We start from the raw sequence: 18,606 nt of genomic DNA, 5'->3' as shown, positions 1-18,606 counted from the left end.
TGAAATAAATGGATAAATTTATATATAAAAAGGCAGCAGGTATTACGGCATTGTCAGCGAGTATGACTGATTTTAAGTATAAAAAGCACTATCATAAAGAATATGCAATTGGTGTGACATTACGTGGTGTTCAACATTATACCTTGGATGGGAGTTTACAGCTGTCCTATCCAAATGGTGTTATGCTTTTTAATCCTGAACAAGCACATGATGGAATGGCGCATAATAGGAATGGTCTTGAGTATGTGATGGTATATATTGATCCAGAATTGCTTTTAGAGGTCGCCGAGAAAAAGGATATTGTATGCTTTTCAACCCCAATCGTATACGATTTTGAACTTGAAAAAAGAGTATTAAATCTAGCTAATGCAATCTTAGGTGAAAAAGATGAGGCTTTCTGCAGCGAACAACTCTTGGCGCTTTCTGATGGACTGATTCAAACGGATTTATCTTTAGATGGTAAAAAGGATAATGCCCTTATCAGAAAAGCAAAGGATATACTGCATGCAAACTTAAACCATGTGCTTATACTCGAGGAGATTAGTATGGAGCTAGGTTTATCTAAATTTCAGTTTATTAGATTTTTCAAGACTCATACTGGAATTACACCATACCAATATCATCTTAACTGCAAACTTGAACGTGCCAAGCACTTAATCGATAAAAATCGAGATATTTATGCAGCAGTAGCTGAATGTGACTTTGTTGATTTAACTCACTTAAACAAACACTTTAAAAGAGTTTATGGAATAACAGCGTTTGAATACATGTCATATTTAAATTGAGAAAGGAGGAGATTTATGTCTTTGACATTAGGTTTGAGCGGACATTTACAGTAAGGGATGTTGAATTGTTCACAGGAGACACCATCAATTGTGAAGTTAAGATTGAAGAATACAAGATAAAAGAAAATAATAGAACATCTATTGCTGCATTCTTTTTATGTGAAAATCAGAACGGAAAAGAAGTACTAAAAGGTGTTTTTTCAGGAGTAATCTTATAAAATTTTTAACTTAACCATGGATTGGCGCCTATCCATTACAAGATGGCGCTTTTTTGATGGATTAAATGCGTTAACAAGGATTGTCCGAGCGTGATGAAGAAGAGATATGTAAATATTGCTAGAAATAGGAGAACAAATTACATGGCGATTAAGTATATTCATTTTAATACATATCCCGATCGCAAGACAGTAGAGGGCATCATCCAGTTACATAATAAAATCTTTGGCGGGTCGGATGACCTGGCTGGCCGAATGAAGGAAAAACCTGACTTGCAAATTGATGTGGCAGTGGATGGAGAAAAGAGGGTCGGCTATAAGATAGGATACGCGCTAAATCGGGAACAGTTTTATAGCTGGTTGGGAGGGGTGGATGCTTACTACAGGAACCAGGGGATTGCCTCAAAATTAATGGAGCAGCAGCATCTTCATGCTAAAGAAAGTGGTTACAAAGCCGTACAAACAAAAACCAAAAATAAGTGGAGAAGCATGCTGATTTTAAATATTAAAGCCGGCTTTGATATTATTGGCACATACACGGATGACGAAGGAGAACCGAAAATCATTCTTGAAAAGAAACTTTCGAAGTAAGAAACACATCAAAGATAAAAATTAAACTGGAAGAATCAATAGGAGACATTAGCATACCAGTAGAGGAGGATGAGGATGGACGTTTTCGTAAAATATATAGATGGCATTGATCACCCGGACCATCGCAGCCGAACGGAGGAAATATTGACGTGGATCGCGAATCAATTCCCCCATTTGGAACCGCAGATTAAGTGGAATACGCCCATGTTTACTGATCATGGCACCTTTATCATCGGCTTTTCTACAGCAAAGCATCATTTGAGTGTGTCACCTGAAGAGGCAGGCATTACTCACTTTGCGGATGATATTGCGCAAGCCGGCTACAGCTTTACAAAAGGCTTGTTCCGGATTCCTTGGAAAGAGCGGGTTAATTACGAATTGCTGAAAAAAATGATCGAATTTAATATTCAGGATAAAGCAGAACATACAACCTTTTGGCGGAAATAACATACTTAATTTCAACTATTGGGCACCTATCTTTATGAAGATAGGCGTCTTTTTTTATTTTATTACATGCCAGGGATATTTATTTAACAATAACAATATAATAAATAACAATAATGATTTATTGTAAAACGATAAATAGTGTGCTAAATTCAATTTGACAATAAAAAAGTGAGGTGACTTTTTATGAAACGGGTATCAACACTCTTTTTAAAAATAGCTGTTTTCCTTATTGGACTTCCGGTTCTTGCTATGTGCATCTTTTTGGTGCCAGAGATTGCGAAATATATCGCAGAATTAAATCCAGATCATCCTTATTTGAAATATCTCGTTTTTATCGACTTATATGGATCGGCTATACCCTTTTACTTTGCTCTCTATCAAGCATTCAGGCTTTTAAGTTACATCGATAAGAATATAGCTTTCTCTGAACGATCGGTAAGAGCTTTAAAGAATATAAAATATTGTGCAATTACAATCAGTGTCTTGATCGGATTGGGGATGCCAATCTTTTACCTCATAGCGCAGATGGATGACGCCCCAGGTATCATCGTAATCGGACTGGTGATTATATTTGCTTCAATCGTAATTGCAGTCTTTGCTGCTGTTCTTCAAATGCTTTTAAAAGATGCCATTGATATAAAATCAGAAAATGACTTAGTAGTCTGAGGTGACTAACATGGCAATTATAATCAATATTGATGTGATGCTCGCAAAACGGAAAATGAGTGTAACAGAACTTTCGGAGAGGGTTGGAATTACAATGGCTAACCTTTCTATCTTGAAAAATGGAAAGGCAAAAGCGATTCGATTAACCACTTTGGAGGCGATTTGTAAAGCGTTGGAGTGTCAACCCGGAGATATTTTGGAGTACCGAAATGATGAAGAGACCCAGGATCAATAAATGAAACATTCAAAAAGGGAGGCACAAATCATGGGAGCACTAAAACAACTCATTCGTTTTGGTTGGGAGCAGGCCCTGTCATGTTTATTTCCAGTTGTTATTTTTGCCTCTTTGGCTTTTACAAAAATCGTTGCACTTCCCTTCATGGCAAGGTACGACTGGTTGTTAATCATCTGCCTTCTGATGCAATGGGCAATGTTACGCTCCGGGCTTGAAACACGGGATGAACTGAAGGTGATCACCTTGTTCCACTTGATCGGACTCACTCTTGAACTTTTCAAGGTACATATGGGTTCCTGGGCCTATCCAGAGGAAGGGTTTTTCAAAATTTTTGGAGTGCCTTTGTATAGTGGATTCATGTACGCGAGTGTAGCGAGTTATCTTTGCCAGGCGTGGAGAAGGCTTAAGGTTGAACTGGTAAACTGGCCGCCATTTTCGGTGGTGGTATCTCTTGCATCTATGATTTATCTAAACTTTTTCACCCACCATTATTGGATGGACTTTCGCTGGTGGTTATCTGGACTTGTGATTATCGTCTTTTGGCAGTCATGGGTAACTTATGATGTGAACGGAACCCGGTACCGTATGCCTCTATCATTATCGTTTGTACTCATCGGTTTTTTTATCTGGATCGCTGAAAATATCGCAACGTTCTTTGGAGCCTGGCAATACCCAAACCAAACCAATGCATGGAGTCTCGTTCATCTGGGAAAGGTGAGCTCGTGGCTCTTACTCGTGATCGTTAGCTTTCTGATCGTAGCAACGTTAAAGCAGATTAAGGAAAAAACGCCAGTGGGTACTGTTCAATCTGTTAAGACAACACTTTAAACGTAAATGTGAACGGTAAAGAATTGATAAAATCACCGTAATTTTTTCACTTTAGTCATGGGACCTGGGGCTCATTTTTTCAAGACCGTATCGTAGAGGAATATAGTACCATTTAAATATGGATTATGGAAATCCCGGTAATAAATTGAAGCGATGTAATGAGTAAATGTGGTAAGAGTTTCATTCTGCATGTCTTGTTCAAGAAGTAAGTTTGAAGTGAAGTGTTTATCCCCTGTTTATACAAAAGAACAGTTAATTGGTTACTATTGTGAAGATCATTATGACGAAGCAATGTTGTTTCAAAAAAGACGGCATTCAATCAGCGATAAAAAGAAGGTCAATTTATCGTTTTAGCTGAAGAAGTAATTGAGCAAAAAAGGAGCCATCCTTCAGAGAGCAGCTCCTTTTTTGCTTTATTTACGCTTGATTTTAAACCGGGACACATAATCTTTTTTCTCTTTCGGCTGTATATCATCCAAGCCGGTCAGCCGCTTGGGCAGCTGCTTTAAATTTGGTGCATTGGTCACCCAGGAATAAGGCTCGATGGCCAGCAAATTTTCATTGCCGCTCGCTGTGAATAACACCCATTGAGTGAACCGGTCGGAAACAGAATAGGAGACATCAAGACCAGGTAAATCAATCGCTGCGGTCTTGTTCTCGGTCATGACGAACACATCATCCAGTGCAACTCCAGATAGCCGGGTTCCTTGTGAGAACTCATCCTTGTTTTGGACGTTTTCCAATTCGCCTGTTGGCAGGTGACGTTCATTTAAACGCCATCGTTCCTGGACGTCAATGCGTAATTCCGCTGAATCAGGAAATTGGAAGGTGGTATGGTAGCCGATCCCGCATGGCATGAGGCTGTCCCCGTTGTTTGTGATCTCTATCGTTTGAATTACTTCTGTTCCCTGAATCTCAATCGTCATCGTGATGGTAAAGTCATGCGGGAACTGGCTGAGAATACCTGGGTGCTCTGACGAACGAATCTCTGTTTTGATTCGCGGAATGGTGTCATCTGTCTCAAGGACTGTCCATTCCTTGTCATGTACAAAGCCATGAATATGAACATCCTCTTTGGCCCTGTTCATCTCCAGTTCGTAGACCCGGCCATTGTATTCAAATGTGGCATCTTCAATGCGGTTGGGAGGAAAGAGCACCGGTGTTCCGAATACCATTTTCCGTGTTTCATATTCCTCTTTCGTTTTCGGTGTTCTGAGGATCTCGGTATCGGTCTTTTTATCACGGATGGAAATTAGGTTACTTCCTTGAGAGGGGAGGACAATCACTTCAACTTCTTCATTTTCTAGTGAGTAGGCAGCTTCATTCAGGAATTGAATTTTTTTCACGCTCATTTTGAGTACCTCCATTTTTCATTACAGCATCGGTTTTAAGTATTCCCCTATAGATTACAATGCAAGCCTTTTATTTGAAAGGTTTAAGTAACTTAATAACTATTACACAAAAAGAGGAAGCTGCACAAGACAGCCTCCTCCTATTTTAATGATGTAGTTAGCGATTGCCTGGCGCTGGCTGGTCTACGCCCCGCACATGGTGGCGATGACCATCATTTTCCGTTGTATAAAAATCATAATAGTGTACATGCATGCCGTTTCCTACGGGGATGGCGGGGCCGGAATACGCCTTGTAGTGGTGGTTGTGCCCGTCCTCAAACACCACATAGCCTTCTGTATAATGGATGTGGCCTTGTTCGTGCTGGATGGGAGGGGAAGTCACATCCAGACATTGATGGACATGTCCGTCGGCTATTGCGGTGTAATCCACTGAACCGTGATTATGGTGGGGTACAAAGCCGTTTACAAAATCATCTTTACCTACTTTGGCCATTCTTTCACACCTTCCTATGTTCTTTTACCTGTCGATAGGCCTTGTTGTGGCTATATGCCAAGTATATTTTGAACAGATGAAAAATATGATGTAGCATGAACGGTATTCCTGTAAAAAAGGGTTTTACCGAGCGAAATAAAAAAGAAGAGAAAAAGCTGCCGAAGAAGGCGGCTTTTTCGTTGCGAAAGGAAGCAGTTTTTTTGCTTAATTAGGGTATCATGGTGATGATTCTTAGGCAAAATGATAGATTGTTTTTTAACAAAGGGCATGACACCATTGATTTAATATTATTTTTGCAAATCACGTCATCAATTTATAGGGAGTGAGTCAATCTATGACACGTGTTTTGTTTATTAATGCTGGGTCTGAAGGACATATCAATCCGACGATCGGAGTGGTGCAAGAGCTGATTTCGCGCGGGGAAGAGGTCGTTTATTTTACTGTAGAAGCCTTTCGGGAACGTGTGGAGAAGACTGGAGCGACTGTCCTGACATTTGACGGAGAAGCGTTCATCAAAGCCTTTCTCTCGGGAGGGCGAACGTATTTGCTCGAAAGAATCAATGGCCTTTTGCAAACGGCAGATGTTGTAATCCCAAGCGTATTAGAGCAAATTGAAGGGGAGCATTTTGATTACATGATCCATGATTCCATGTTTGGCTGTGGACGGTTTCTCGCACAAATTCTCAAACTTCCCGCCATTAGTTCGTGTACCTCTTTCGCACATACGAAAGACTCCTTCGAGAGAATGCTGGAACACCTTTCGAAAGATATCCCACCAAAAACACTGGAAGCGATTCGCGAGGACTACCGAATCATAACAACTAAATTGAAGGAAAACTATGATGTTGAAATTCGTTCTCCATATGAAGTGTTTTGTAATCCTGCACCATTGACTATTATTTATACGACCAGGGAGTTTCAACCCTCCGGGGACACATTTGATCCTTCTTATAAATTTGTGGGTCCATCCATTTCTCTCCGGTCATCGAAAGAAAACGTCGGCCAATCTGCCATAAAGGGGAAGGATCTCATTTATATATCTCTGGGTACGGTCTTTAACCAAGCCACAGAATTTTATAAACTTTGTTTTGAGGCCTTTGGAGACAGTGAACATACTGTGCTCATGTCCATTGGGCAAAGAACGCAAAAGGCAGCTCTTGGCGAGATTCCGAAAAACTTCATCGTGGAAAATTACGTTCCACAGACGGAGGTGCTGAAAGAAGCTGATTTATTCATCACCCACGGAGGAATGAACAGTGCCAACGAAGGCCTTTACTACGGAGTGCCTTTACTTGTCATTCCGCAGAGCGCAGATCAGCCGATGGTTGCTCAACAAGTGGTCACAATTGGAGCTGGAAAGAAACTGCAAATGGAACACTTAACAGCGGCTCAACTGCGTGAAGCTGCAGAGGCTATTATGAATCAGCCTTCTTTCCGTCAACATGTTAAGAAGATCAGCGAATCTTTTCAAAAGGCGGAAGGGTATCAGCAAGCAGTGGATGAGATCTTTAAATTTAAGGCTGAAATCGGGATATAACTTTCAACCACAAAAGAAAGGGCTGACACCAACGACTCTATGTGAGCGTTTGGGACAGCCTCTATTTTTTCACATCACAATACTTCGATATAACCTTCCGTTCCATTCACCCGAATGCGCTGTCCATCCTTAATCAACTTGGTGGCATTTTCCACCCCGACCACTGCAGGTAACCCATACTCACGGGCGATCACGGCCCCATGAGTCATCAGTCCGCCAACTTCAGTAACCAGACCTTTTATCGATACAAACAATGGAGTCCAGCTGGGATCAGTAAAGGAGGTGATTAAGATATCTCCTTCTTCCAGATCAGCATCTTCCATGTTTACAATCACACGGGCCCGTCCCTCGATCACTCCGGTAGAAACAGGCAGACCGACAATGGCATCGGCCGGTAGATTTTCTCGTTTGTATTGACCTGCAGGGATTTCACCCTCCGACGTGATCACACGCGGGGGAGTCAGTTTCTCGAATAATTGATACTCGTCTTTCCGTTTGCTGATGATCTGGTTATCCAATTGGTTTGTACGCACAACCTCGCGTAGTTCTTCAAACGTGAGGTAGTAGATATCTTCTTTTTCATGAATGACATTGTTTTGTACCAGTTGATCAGCTTGTTTTAGCAAAGCCTGTTTATAAATAAAGTAGCGGTTGACCATGCCATATTTCGGATATTCACGATAACCGATGAAATTACGAAGGATACGAATCTTTCTTTTTGTCTCTTCGGCCTTTTGTTTACCGTCTGGCAGCATCATCAATCGCTCTACTAACTCTTGTTCTTTTTGTAAGGCAGCCTGCCGTCCTTGCTCAAATCTTCGGCGGCTTTCATTTGGCTCTAAGTTTTTTATATTACTGAGAATCAATGGAAGGAGTGCAGTAGGTTTTTCGCTCCATCGGTCTCGTGTAATATCGATTTCACCCGCGCATCTCATGCCATACTTGCTGAGAAAATCATAAATAGCCTCCCGGGTTTGTTGTCCTCCTTCAACCTGATCCAGTTCACTCAAGAAATTCTCACCTTTTACATGTTGGAAGAACGCAATGACTTCTGGATAGGGTCGAATTACATCGGCAACATCCAATAAAGCCAGACCCATTTCTGACGTGATATTGTGTGGCACCGATTGAGAAAGCGTGTCCGCTGCGTTTTTCTCACCCAGCCATTCATCCATGTGCTTGTTGAGCCAAGCTGAAGCATCGAAAGCTGCCATAAATACAGCTGTACTTTGTGGATCAAATAAGATTCTCTTTAATTCCTGAATATCTTCCAGAATAAAATCGATTAAATCTGATCCGGATTTAGCCTGGATGGTGTGTTTTAACTCTTCGATCGATGCTTGGCTTTTCTTGATCAGCTCCGTAACGACGGTCGGGTCATTTTCGTTTGGTGCTGGAACAGGTGGACCAGGTTTTCTTTGACCTTGTGCATTTTCGTCATCTGGTACCGATTTTATGAAATGTTCTCGCTCGATGACGTTCATCAGCGCATCTTTTAACAACGGATCGTGCTGTCCCATGGCCTGTAAGAACCCTTTTTGACTGCCAGGAGAAGCCAGCCGTTGGGTAACATCAACAAATAACCTTCCGCCAGCTTTACGCATCGGGGCGGGAGTGACTAACAGGAAAAACGATAATCCCAATGGTTTGATGGCATCGGTCATCATCTGCTGATGGCCGACCGATATATAGACGCGATTTTCATCATCAGCCTCTTCCGGGATGGGGTATAGGGTCGTAATGGGGCGGCTTTGTACGATGTAGAATGTATCATCAGCCAGGCACCATTCGATATCTTGCGGGTATGAAAAATAAGCTTCTATTTGTCTGCCAATGTGTGCGAGTTGTAAAATTTGTTGATCTGTAAGGGTTTGAAGGGTTTGATGCTGAGGATCTATTTGTTGTGTAACGGTCCCGCCTTCTTCTAATGCATAGATGGCCAGTTTCTTGGCTGCGATCATTTTATCCGTAATCTTATCTTCTTTTACCTTGTAGTTATCCGCAGATACTAAGCCGGAGACCAGTGCTTCTCCTAACCCAAAACTGGCATCAATGGAAAGCACCTTCCGATTGGATGTTACCGGATCGGCCGTAAATAAAATGCCGGAAGCCTGCGGGAAAATCATTCGCTGCACGATGACAGAGAGAGAAACCTGGCTGTGATCGAATCCGTTTTGCATCCGGTAGAAAATGGCGCGGTCCGTATACAGAGAGGACCAGCACTTACGAATGTGCTTCAGAATCGCATCACTGCCAATGATATTTAAATAGGTGTCATGCTGCCCGGCAAACGAGGCGTGCGGGAGATCCTCAGCTGTCGCGCTGGAACGTACAGCATACGCGTGTTCCTCACCAAACTCGGACAGATAGCGATGGACAGATGTTATCACCTCAGAAGGAAATTTGACGTCCTCGATGATTTGCCGGATCTTTTGACTCATCTCACTGATTTTTTCCCGGTCGTTTATTTGAAGCATTGTGAGTTGCTGCAAATGCGTGTGGACCGCTTCGTTTGGTTCGAGAGCTTTTTGAAAGGCCTCTGTGGTAACACAAAATCCTTCTGGTACCTGTATTTCTTGGATGTTCGATAATTCCCCTAAATTTAACCCTTTTCCTCCAACGAGCAAAAGCTGGGTTTTTTCGATTTCCCGAAAATTGAGCACATAGGAACTCATTCACATCTCTCCTAACCTTAACGATTCTTAGGGTTTTTAGACCCTTGCTCTGATTATTTTATAGAAAAAATAAACGATTAACAGTCTTATATTATTTTCCTTTATATGGTATGATAAAGATGGGAGATAACATTCAAATGTTGATTTGAAGAAAAAACCATACATAAAAACATCTAAGCAGCGAATCAAAATAAGGTTGGGAGCATTTCTTCAATAAGAAGGAATGCTTCCTTTTCGTTAAATGACTTTGTTACATAAAATGAGACGGTGTATGAATTGGAAAGGAAATCGTAATCAGGTAATAGCTTCCATGGGTATGGTGTAATCCAGCTGACACTAAAAAAAGAACTGCCTTAGCAGTCCTTACTTTCCCGTATGCCGTTCCAGAAAATCATTGATTTTATAGGTCTCTTTTCCTCCGTATGTATAGCTGAATCCGTAAAGTGAAGCCTGGTTGGCGAGATCGCTCAGGATGCGGTAAAGATAGACGACTGCTCTCGGCTGGTTATCATTTTTGACTAAATGCTGGAGCTGGTTGATGTTGGAGATGTCTTTTGTGATTTTGGGGTCAGGAATGTTAGCGGCAAGCACTCGTAAACTCCCAAAATCGATATCGTTGAACTCGCTCCTGAAAATGGGAATATTTTTGATTTGGTGGGCAGTTGAAAGATAGCTGATTTGGTTATAGGTTTGTTGAATTTGTTTGGTTAACAGCAGTTCTGAAAAGTAAATGCGTTCTTTATACGGTGTGGGCTTAAGTATGGAGTGGCTTGCCGTGGTGCAGAGCATCAGGATGAAACAAGAAATGAGCAGTGTTCCTGTCGTAAGGGAGAGTGTGAGTTTTTTCAATTTGGCTCTTCATCTCCTTCGGTTTCTTTTTTTAAAGCCTACCAAGATTATCCTTGGAAATCAAATAATAGATGGGAGTTTTGTCAGGGGTGGCAGGGGCAGAAGGAACTAAAAAAGTAACTTTTCAAACAAAAAAGCAGGGATCTCCAACAAAATGACTATTGTGCATTTTCTGAAAGTATAGTAGGTTATGTTCAACACGATTTTTAACTGAATAGGTATTTAAAAGTGCTCAAGTGAACCTTGGGATAATAGGGAAACCGGTGTAAATCCGGTGCAGCCCCCGCTACTGTAAGCATTGATGGACTGTCGATATAGCCACTGGCCAAGAGCTGGGAAGGTGACAGATTCAGGTGATGTGCGAGCCAGGAGACCTGCTTTTAAATGAGTCATACAATTCTCGGAGGGAGGATGACGTCGTTTCTATGTTGCAATATAATCCATTTTGTAAAATGGTTTACATTCGCAGTTACAGGGTGGCCGCGTGTCAATCAACCTTCCGTTTACGTTGTTTAATCAACGGAATTTCTTAAAGGGGGCTGACATGAGAGGCTGCCCTTTTTTGCGTGGAAAAAAGTAGAGGAAGTGATGTTATGACGACATGGAACTTAAACGGAACAATGAGCCATGTGCTCATCTGCAACGGATCAAGCTGTATGAGAAAAGGCGGAGAGGAAGTGACTCAGGCGATTCGCGACGAAATTAAAAAGCTGAAGCTTGACCAGCAGGTGCACACGACCCGGACCCGCTGCAACGGACGGTGCAAGGACGCCTGTGTAGCGATCATCTATCCGGAAGGAACATGGTACAGCGTGCGGGATGAAGAGGCAGCAAGGAAACTTGTCACTAATCACTTGGGAAAAGGTGAAAAGATGAAACAGCATGTGATCTATGAATACGGCGAAGAAGGATTCTGTATGGAGGCAGAAAACGGCTGGACAACCGGCGTTGAGAAAGTGAAGGAAAAGGAGGCCATGAAGTAATGGAATTAATGACCTTTGCGGTGCTGGCGATTTTTATCGGCATGCGCCACGGATTGGATGGTGATCATGTCGCTGCGATCGCGGATATGGTGGGAAGCGAACGTAGACGAAAAAGACAGCTGACGCTGGGGGTCATGTATGCCCTCGGCCATGGAGCTATCGTCTTTTTGATCGGGCTTTTGTCCATCTATGTTGGGGCGAAATTGCCAGAAGGTGCGCAGAGCTATCTGGAGCTCGCCGTCAGTGTAACGCTGATTATTCTGGGCTTGATTATCATCCTGTCTATCTTTCAGCGGAAGAAAGACTATGAGTACAAAAGCCGATTAATGATTGTCATGGATTACATACGAAAACTGACCGGTTCAAAAAAAGAAACTTCAGATCTAACGAAATTTGGTATCATCAGCGCCTTTATCATCGGCGTTATCCATGGAATCGGAGTGGAAAGCCCGACCCAGATCGCAGCCGTTACCCAGGCGGCTGGTCTTGGCAGTGTCACAGGCGCCACCATGCAGCTCGTCCTGTTCGTAATCGGACTTTTAGCTTCCACCATCTGTGTAACATTCTTGTTCACCTGGGGCTTTATGAAAGCGAGCATGAAGAAAGGATTTTACATCGTACTGGGTTCCGTGACCGGCGTGTACAGCGTAGGGCTCGGGCTCTATATGATGGCCGAACTGTTGAAAGGAGGTTTTTAACATGAAAGGAAAGCTGCTCATTATCGGATTCGGACCTGGAAGCTATGACCACATTACCGAACGGGCAAAGCAGGCGATCCAGGAAAGTGACTGTATTGTCGGCTATAAAACGTATGTGGAACTCATCAGCGGCCTGATCACCGACCAGAAAATCATCAGTACCGGGATGTCAGAAGAAGTCAGCCGGGCTCAATCCGCTGTAAAAATGGCGGAAGATGGGCAAAAGGTGGCGGTCATCTCAAGCGGGGATGCCGGCGTTTATGGGATGAGCGGCCTCGTGTACGAGGTGCTCGTGGAAAAAGGCTGGAAGGAAGCAACCGGGGTGGAAGTGGAAGTGATTCCGGGGATCTCGGCGATCAATTCCTGTGCCTCCTTGCTCGGCGCTCCGGTCATGCATGATGCGTGTACGATCAGTCTGAGCGACCACCTGACGCCATGGAAGCTGATCGAAAAACGGATCGAAGCCGCAGCACAAGCGGATTTCGTCATCGCCTTTTATAACCCGAAAAGCGGAAGGCGCACAAGACAGATTGTTGAAGCTCAAAAAATTCTCCTGCAGCACCGTTCGCCGGAGACCCCGGTCGGTCTCGTAAAAAGTGCATACCGTGACCGGGAGAGCGTGGTGATCTCAAACCTGAGAGATATGCTCGACCATGACATTGGCATGCTGACGACGGTCATCGTCGGAAACTCACAAACCTTTTTGTATGATGAAAACAAACTCGTTACCCCAAGAGGTTATCAGCGAAAATACACGCTGAATACAGAAAAGCAGCGATTACGCCCGCATGAACGATTGCGCAAGGAAAATGAACCATGGGCGCTGCCGGACGAAGAGCCGGTGAGTGAAAAGGTCGAAGCTCAAGCTAGTGCTCTTCAGCTGGCGAATGAAGCGCTAGCTCTGGCGACCGGTAAGCAGGAGGAAGAGCCTGCAGAAGATATCATTCCATCCCGCATTGAATCCATTCTGGAATTTGGAGTGAGTCCCGGGCTGGTAAATAAAAAGTTTACGTCGAAACAACTCCTTACTTTAGCCGAAGTGGTCGGCGAGCATGGAGAGATGGAATACACACCGCACCATCAGATCAAGGTGCACCTGTCGACGGACGAGCCCGACCTCGTTACTGAAAAGCTAAAAGCGGAAGGCTTCCTGCTGCTTCCGGCGGGAGACGTGCTTCAGATCAAGGCGTGTGACTTTTGTGACGGAGAAAAGTACGATTCCATTCCGTACGTGGAACAGCTGCAGGAAGAACTTGGCGGACGGGCGCTTCCAAAGGAATTAAAGCTTGGATTCAATGGCTGCGGAATGGCTTGCTATGGAGGTGTTCAGGAGGATATCGGCATCGTGTTCCGCAAAGGCAAATTCGATCTGTTCCTCGGTGGCAAGCCGCTCAGCCGGACCGCGCATTCAGCCCAGCCAGTCATGGAAGGGATCGAACCGGATCAGCTGGTGGGCATCGTTACGGGTATCATCCAGGAATATGAAGAAAAAGGGCATCCAAATGAGCGGTTCTTTAAGTTCTTCAAACGCGTGCAAGAGGTTGGCGGATTCAAACATAAAGACATGGCTCCGGTCATTCAGCTCGAACCGGCTCCATGCGGAGATTAAGGAGGAAAAAAATGAAGGCAATTTTAATGGTAGGCCATGGCAGCCGGGATCCGGAAGGCAATGAGCAGGTTCGCACCTTTATCGACGAAATACGGACAAAGGTGGATTCCGGACTGCTGGTCGAAACGTGTTTTCTGGAGTTCGAAAGTCCTGATATTCATGAGGGGATTGAGAGTTGTGTTCAAAAAGGCGCCACTTCGGTAGCCGTGGTGCCGATCATGCTGCTTCCGGCAGGTCACTCCAAGATTCATATTCCAGCTGCGATCGATGAGGCGAAGGAAGCATACCCGCATATCAACTTTTCATATGGACGTCCGATCGGTGTCCATGAAGCGGCACTCGATATTCTCACTCATCGTCTGCAGGAGATCGGCGAGAATCCAGCTTCTCCTGATGAGGATACTGCGGTCATTCTTCTCGGGCGCGGAGGCAGTGATCCGGACGCCAACAGTGATCTGTACAAGATTACGAGACTGCTGTGGGAGCGTATGAACTATAAGATCATTGAACCTTCCTTTATGGGAGTGACCGATCCGCTCGTTGCCGAAGGAGTGGAGCGATGCATCAAGCTTGGCGCCAAAAAGGTCATTATCCTTCCGTACTTTCTGTTTACCGGCATCCTGATCAACCGGCTGGAGAAGATGGTGGCCGGTTTCAAACAGCAGTATCCGGACCATGAGTTCCAGCTGGCTCAGTATTTCGGTTTCCATCCGGATCTTCAGAAAATCCTTATCGACCGGATGGAGGAAGTACTTCAGGGAGAAGTGAAGATGAACTGCGATACGTGTCAGTACCGCCTGGATGCCATGGAGCATATCGACCACCACCATCATCATGATCACGATCATAGTCATGAGCATCATCACCACCATGACCATCACCATCACGGGCGGGAGGAACAGAAGGTATGATTCTTTTTCTTGCGGGAACGAGTGATGCGCGGGAGCTTGCACTCACCATAAAGGAAGCTGGCTACCCGCTTCTTGTGACAGTGGTCACGGAAAACGCCGCAATGGAGCTCAGAAAGAATGGATTGAACGTACATACGGGCCGGCTCAATCAGGAAGAAATCGAAAATTTTATCGAGCAGCACGGCGTGACGATGGTCGTGGATGCGTCTCATCCATTTGCAGAGGAAGCGAGCAAGAACGCGATGGCGGGAGCAAAGGAAAAAGGCGTATTGTACCTCCGTTATGAGCGGGACCGGCAGGATTATGAGCATAAGCATCTTCTGGCAGCAGACACGTATGAAGAGGCGGCCGAAAAGGCAGGGGAACTTGGCGGCGTCATTATGCTGACGACCGGAAGCAAGACATTGCAGATTTTCACCGAAAAACTGCTGAACCGGTCCGATGTTTCCTTGATCGCCCGCATGCTGCCGAGGAAAGACAACATGGAAAAATGCGAGCAGCTTGGCTTTCCGCAAAAGAGTATCGTGGCCATTCAAGGGCCGTTCACGAAAGACTTCAACAAAGCTTTGTTTCAGCAGTTCAAGGTGGATGTGATGATCACCAAGGAAAGCGGCAAACAGGGAGCCGTGGATGAGAAAGTGGAAGCGGCACTTGAGATGGGGATTCAGGTGGTTATGATCAAACGGCCGAAAATCGCCTATGAAAACCAGTATTCAGATTTTGCGGATATCCTGCAGCATATTTCCCGGGAATGGAAAGGAGTTTTAGCATGAGCATGATGGACTTTAGAACGGAATTTAAACCAACCACGGTTCAGCCCCAGCAGATTGAAGGAAGAAGCTTTGAAATGATTGATGAGGAAATCGGTGAGCATCCGTATACGGAGGAGCAGTATCCGATCGTTCGCCGGGTCATTCACGCCTCGGCGGATTTTGAGCTCGGAAAAAGCATGGTTTTTCATCCGGACGCTATACAGGCAGGCATTCAGGCGATCAGAGGCGGCAAGAAAGTCGTGGCCGATGTGCAGATGGTTCAGGTGGGCGTGAGCAAGAACCGCATCGAAAAGTACGGAGGAGAAGTGAAGGTGTACATTTCGGATCCGGATGTGATGGAAGAGGCAAAAAAGCTGAACACGACCCGTGCGATCATCTCCATGCGCAAAGCGATCAAGGAAGCAGACGGGGGCATTTTCGCCATCGGTAACGCACCGACTGCGCTTTTGGAACTGATTCGTCTCGTGAAGGAAGGGGAGGCAAAGCCAGGTTTGGTGATAGGTCTGCCGGTTGGTTTCGTTTCGGCTGCAGAGTCGAAGGAAGAATTGGCGAAGCTTGATATTCCATATATTACGAATGTGGGCCGAAAAGGCGGAAGTACCGTTACGGTGGCCGCGCTGAACGCGATTTCCCTTCTTGCTGAACAGGTATAACCATGAAAAGCAAGACACCAGAAAAGGAAAAGAAAAACCTTCGGCAGGGCTACACGACTGGGGCCTGTGCCACGGCCGCCACAAAGGCGGCACTGACGGCCCTCATTACGGGCGAGCCGCAAAGCGAAGCGACCATCTACCTGCCGGCTAAAAAGTTCGCCACCTTTCAGATGGACAGCTGTATTTTAAAAGACGGAGCGGCGGAAACCGGAACGATCAAGGATGCCGGTGATGATCCGGATGCAACCCACCAGGCACTTATCAAATCAGAGGTTTCGTGGGTACAGGAACCCGGTATCATCCTCGACGGAGGAATTGGCGTCGGCCGGGTGACCAAGGAGGGTCTTCCGGTCGCTGTAGGTGAAGCGGCGATCAATCCGGTGCCGCGAAAAATGATCCAAGAAACCGCCAAAGAGGTGCTGGAATCCTTCGGGATAAAGAAGGGCATCAAGATCGTCATCTCCGTGCCGGATGGGGAAGAAATCGCAAAGAAAACCTTGAACGGCCGGCTGGGCATCATTGGCGGCATCTCCATCCTCGGAACCCGGGGCATCGTGATCCCGTTTTCCTCGGCCGCCTACAAAGCAAGCATCGTTCAGGCAATTTCGGTTGCGAAGGCAAGCGGATGCAGGCATGTCGTCATTACGACAGGCGGAAGAAGCGAGAAGTATGGAATTAAGGAATATCCGGCATTACCGGAAGAAGCCTTCATCGAAATGGGAGACTTTGTCGGTTTTACCCTCAAGGAGTGCAAGCGGCAGGGAATGGAACGCGTGTCGATGGTCGGCATGATGGGTAAGTTTTCAAAGGTTGCACAGGGCGTCATGATGGTTCACTCCAAGAGTGCGCCGATCGACTTCAACTTTTTGGCCGGGGTGGCCGAGCGGGCTGGCGCTTCGTCTGATCTGGTGGAACAGGCAAGAGAGGCGAACACCGCTTCCCAGGTTGGTGAACTGATGGCGGCAAACGGTGTGAACGCGTTTTTCGATGAGCTCTGTGCGAGCTGCTGCGAGAATGCCCTTCACGAGATGAAAGGTGGCCTGTCGGTAGCCACCAGCCTGTACACGTTAAAGGGAGAGTTTTTAGGAAAGGCGGAAACAGAATGACACGTATTCAAGTAATCGGCATCGGGGATGGAGGAAGAAGTGACCTTCTGCCAAACAGCCAGCAGATGATCCAGGAAAGTGACCTGCTCATCGGCGGGGAACGCCAGCTTTCCTTTTTCCCGGAGTATGAAGGGGAGAAGCTCGTCATTAAGGGCGGATTGAAAGACCTGGTTCAGCGGCTAAAGCAGGAAAAGAAAAAGACGGTGGTGCTCGCTTCTGGTGATCCGCTTTTTTACGGGATCGGAAGTTATCTTTCCAAGCATGTGGAGGTCGAGATCCATCCGTACCTCAGTGCCGTCCAGCTCGCCTTTTCCAGGATGAACGAAAGCTGGCAGGATGCCCATGTGGTCAGTGTTCATGGCCGGAGCATGAAGGGGCTCGCACAGAAAATCGACGGACGGAAAAAGGTGGCGCTTCTCACTGATCAGGAGAACTCACCGGCCGCGATTGCGAACTACCTTCTTCAATTTGAAATGAGAGAATATACCGCGTTTGTGGCGGAAAATCTTGGCGGAGAAGAAGAACGGTGCACATCGATGACGCTCGAGGAAATGGCATCCTGGGAAGGTTCCCACCTGAATGTTGTCATTTTAATACAGGAACGGCCGGGACCGTCCTGGCATTTTGGCATTGAAGATCGTGAATTCTCGCAGCGGAAGCCGGAAAAAGGGCTGATCACGAAAAAGGAAATCCGGACGCTGAGCCTTGGTGCTCTGGCCCTTAAGGAAAACAGCATCGTCTGGGACATTGGCATCTGTACCGGCTCGGTTGCCATCGAAGCGGCAAAGATCGCCCGTGAAGGAGAGGTTTACGGCATCGAGAAGAATGAACATGATCTCGTGAATTGCTGTGAAAATATGAAAAGGTTTCGTGCTGACCTGACTGTTGTGCAGGGGAAGGCGCCCGAGAGGCTCGATGAGTTCCCTGATCCCGACGCGGTTTTTATCGGCGGAACGGCGGGGGATATGAACGGCATCCTCGATGTTTGCTGCAGCAGGCTGAAAGACAACGGCCGGATCGTCCTGAACGCGGTGACGATCGAGAATCTCGCCCAGGCGGTTGACGGCTTTAAACAGCGAAACTATGAAACCTCGATTACGCTTGCGCAGGTGTCCAGAAGCAAGCCCATTTTAAATTTAACAAGATTCGATGCATTGAATCCAATTTACATTATAACTGCCACGAGAAAGGAAGACTAAT

Annotated in this window: 20 protein-coding genes and 1 riboswitch; of the genes, 16 read left to right on the top strand and 4 right to left on the bottom strand. The window is 45.6% G+C overall.

What is annotated here, in order from left to right:
• The first annotated feature begins 8 nt into the window (after positions 1-8).
• From DMO16_RS09320 to DMO16_RS09290, 7 genes are all read left to right on the top strand, one after another.
• Entirely contained in the window at positions 9-785 is a 777-nt protein-coding gene (locus DMO16_RS09320) for an AraC family transcriptional regulator (RefSeq protein WP_129477002.1), read from the top strand.
• The gene (locus tag DMO16_RS09315; protein ID WP_241840507.1) at positions 782-1,003 is read left to right on the top strand and encodes a hypothetical protein; all 222 of its coding nucleotides are present in this window, start codon (positions 782-784) and stop codon (positions 1,001-1,003) included. Before DMO16_RS09320 ends, DMO16_RS09315 begins: the two co-directional genes overlap by 4 nt.
• 141 nt (positions 1,004-1,144) lie before the next feature.
• A complete protein-coding gene (locus tag DMO16_RS09310) occupies positions 1,145-1,591 on the top strand; it encodes a GNAT family N-acetyltransferase (RefSeq protein ID WP_129477000.1) in 447 nt (148 codons plus the stop codon).
• Positions 1,592-1,666: 75 nt separating this feature from the next.
• Entirely contained in the window at positions 1,667-2,038 is a 372-nt protein-coding gene (locus DMO16_RS09305; RefSeq protein WP_129476998.1) for an iron chaperone, read from the top strand.
• A 183-nt stretch (positions 2,039-2,221) separates the two neighbouring features.
• Positions 2,222-2,704, top strand: coding sequence for a DUF2975 domain-containing protein (locus DMO16_RS09300; RefSeq protein ID WP_129476996.1), 483 nt, complete (start codon positions 2,222-2,224; stop codon positions 2,702-2,704).
• Positions 2,705-2,714: 10 nt separating this feature from the next.
• On the top strand, positions 2,715-2,939 hold the full coding sequence (locus DMO16_RS09295) for a helix-turn-helix domain-containing protein (protein WP_129476993.1): 225 nt from the start codon (positions 2,715-2,717) through the stop codon (positions 2,937-2,939).
• A 30-nt stretch (positions 2,940-2,969) separates the two neighbouring features.
• Positions 2,970-3,767 carry a DUF817 domain-containing protein gene (locus tag DMO16_RS09290; protein ID WP_129476991.1) on the top strand — a complete coding sequence of 266 codons (798 nt, stop codon included), beginning with the start codon at positions 2,970-2,972 and terminating at the stop codon, positions 3,765-3,767.
• A gap of 413 nt (positions 3,768-4,180) precedes the next feature.
• Here the strand turns inward: DMO16_RS09290 and DMO16_RS09285 are convergent, their stop codons facing one another.
• Positions 4,181-5,119, bottom strand: a complete 939-nt coding sequence (locus DMO16_RS09285; RefSeq protein ID WP_164988886.1) for an aldose 1-epimerase — start codon at positions 5,117-5,119, stop codon at positions 4,181-4,183.
• Positions 5,120-5,276: 157 nt separating this feature from the next.
• On the bottom strand, positions 5,277-5,612 hold the full coding sequence (locus DMO16_RS09280) for a YmaF family protein (protein WP_061968122.1): 336 nt from the start codon (positions 5,610-5,612) through the stop codon (positions 5,277-5,279).
• 334 nt (positions 5,613-5,946) lie between these two features.
• Here DMO16_RS09280 and DMO16_RS09275 point away from each other — a divergent pair, with 334 nt between their 5' ends.
• On the top strand, positions 5,947-7,149 hold the full coding sequence (locus DMO16_RS09275; RefSeq protein WP_129476987.1) for a macrolide family glycosyltransferase: 1,203 nt from the start codon (positions 5,947-5,949) through the stop codon (positions 7,147-7,149).
• A gap of 74 nt (positions 7,150-7,223) precedes the next feature.
• Here DMO16_RS09275 and ppsA read toward each other — a convergent pair whose 3' ends face one another.
• Positions 7,224-9,824 carry a phosphoenolpyruvate synthase gene (ppsA, locus tag DMO16_RS09270; protein WP_129476984.1) on the bottom strand — a complete coding sequence of 867 codons (2,601 nt, stop codon included), beginning with the start codon at positions 9,822-9,824 and terminating at the stop codon, positions 7,224-7,226.
• Positions 9,825-10,187: 363 nt separating this feature from the next.
• A complete protein-coding gene (locus DMO16_RS09265; RefSeq protein ID WP_129476982.1) occupies positions 10,188-10,673 on the bottom strand; it encodes a hypothetical protein in 486 nt (161 codons plus the stop codon).
• A gap of 209 nt (positions 10,674-10,882) precedes the next feature.
• A riboswitch (cobalamin riboswitch) is annotated at positions 10,883-11,069 on the top strand.
• Between the two features lie 197 nt (positions 11,070-11,266).
• Between DMO16_RS09265 and DMO16_RS09260 the strand changes: the two genes are divergently transcribed.
• Genes DMO16_RS09260 through cbiE form a run of 8 tightly spaced genes read left to right on the top strand, consistent with a single transcriptional unit; the run spans position 11,267 to position 18,605 of the window.
• Entirely contained in the window at positions 11,267-11,656 is a 390-nt protein-coding gene (locus tag DMO16_RS09260; protein ID WP_129476980.1) for a (2Fe-2S) ferredoxin domain-containing protein, read from the top strand.
• Complete coding sequence (locus DMO16_RS09255; protein ID WP_129476978.1) at positions 11,656-12,354, top strand: cytochrome c biogenesis protein CcdA; 699 nt, start codon at positions 11,656-11,658, stop codon at positions 12,352-12,354. The genes DMO16_RS09260 and DMO16_RS09255 overlap by 1 nt, the downstream gene beginning before the upstream one ends.
• 1 nt (position 12,355) lies before the next feature.
• A complete protein-coding gene (cobJ, locus tag DMO16_RS09250) occupies positions 12,356-13,963 on the top strand; it encodes a precorrin-3B C(17)-methyltransferase (protein WP_129476976.1) in 1,608 nt (535 codons plus the stop codon).
• Positions 13,964-13,974: 11 nt separating this feature from the next.
• Entirely contained in the window at positions 13,975-14,874 is a 900-nt protein-coding gene (locus DMO16_RS09245) for a sirohydrochlorin chelatase (protein WP_129476974.1), read from the top strand.
• Positions 14,871-15,647, top strand: a complete 777-nt coding sequence (gene cobK, locus DMO16_RS09240) for a precorrin-6A reductase (protein ID WP_129476972.1) — start codon at positions 14,871-14,873, stop codon at positions 15,645-15,647. The genes DMO16_RS09245 and cobK overlap by 4 nt, the downstream gene beginning before the upstream one ends.
• A gap of 5 nt (positions 15,648-15,652) precedes the next feature.
• Positions 15,653-16,300, top strand: coding sequence for a precorrin-8X methylmutase (locus tag DMO16_RS09235; protein WP_129480351.1), 648 nt, complete (start codon positions 15,653-15,655; stop codon positions 16,298-16,300).
• 2 nt (positions 16,301-16,302) lie between these two features.
• A complete protein-coding gene (locus DMO16_RS09230) occupies positions 16,303-17,406 on the top strand; it encodes a cobalt-precorrin-5B (C(1))-methyltransferase (RefSeq protein ID WP_129476970.1) in 1,104 nt (367 codons plus the stop codon).
• Complete coding sequence (gene cbiE, locus DMO16_RS09225; RefSeq protein ID WP_129476968.1) at positions 17,403-18,605, top strand: precorrin-6y C5,15-methyltransferase (decarboxylating) subunit CbiE; 1,203 nt, start codon at positions 17,403-17,405, stop codon at positions 18,603-18,605. The genes DMO16_RS09230 and cbiE overlap by 4 nt, the downstream gene beginning before the upstream one ends.
• Position 18,606: the final 1 nt, after the last annotated feature.

The sequence above is a fragment of the Fictibacillus sp. S7 genome (assembly GCF_004127935.1).
GTDB classification, from domain to species: Bacteria; Bacillota; Bacilli; order Bacillales; family Fictibacillaceae; genus Fictibacillus_C; species Fictibacillus_C enclensis.
Note: the sequence above shows the minus strand (reverse complement) of the source record. Positions and strands in the feature narration are given on the sequence as shown.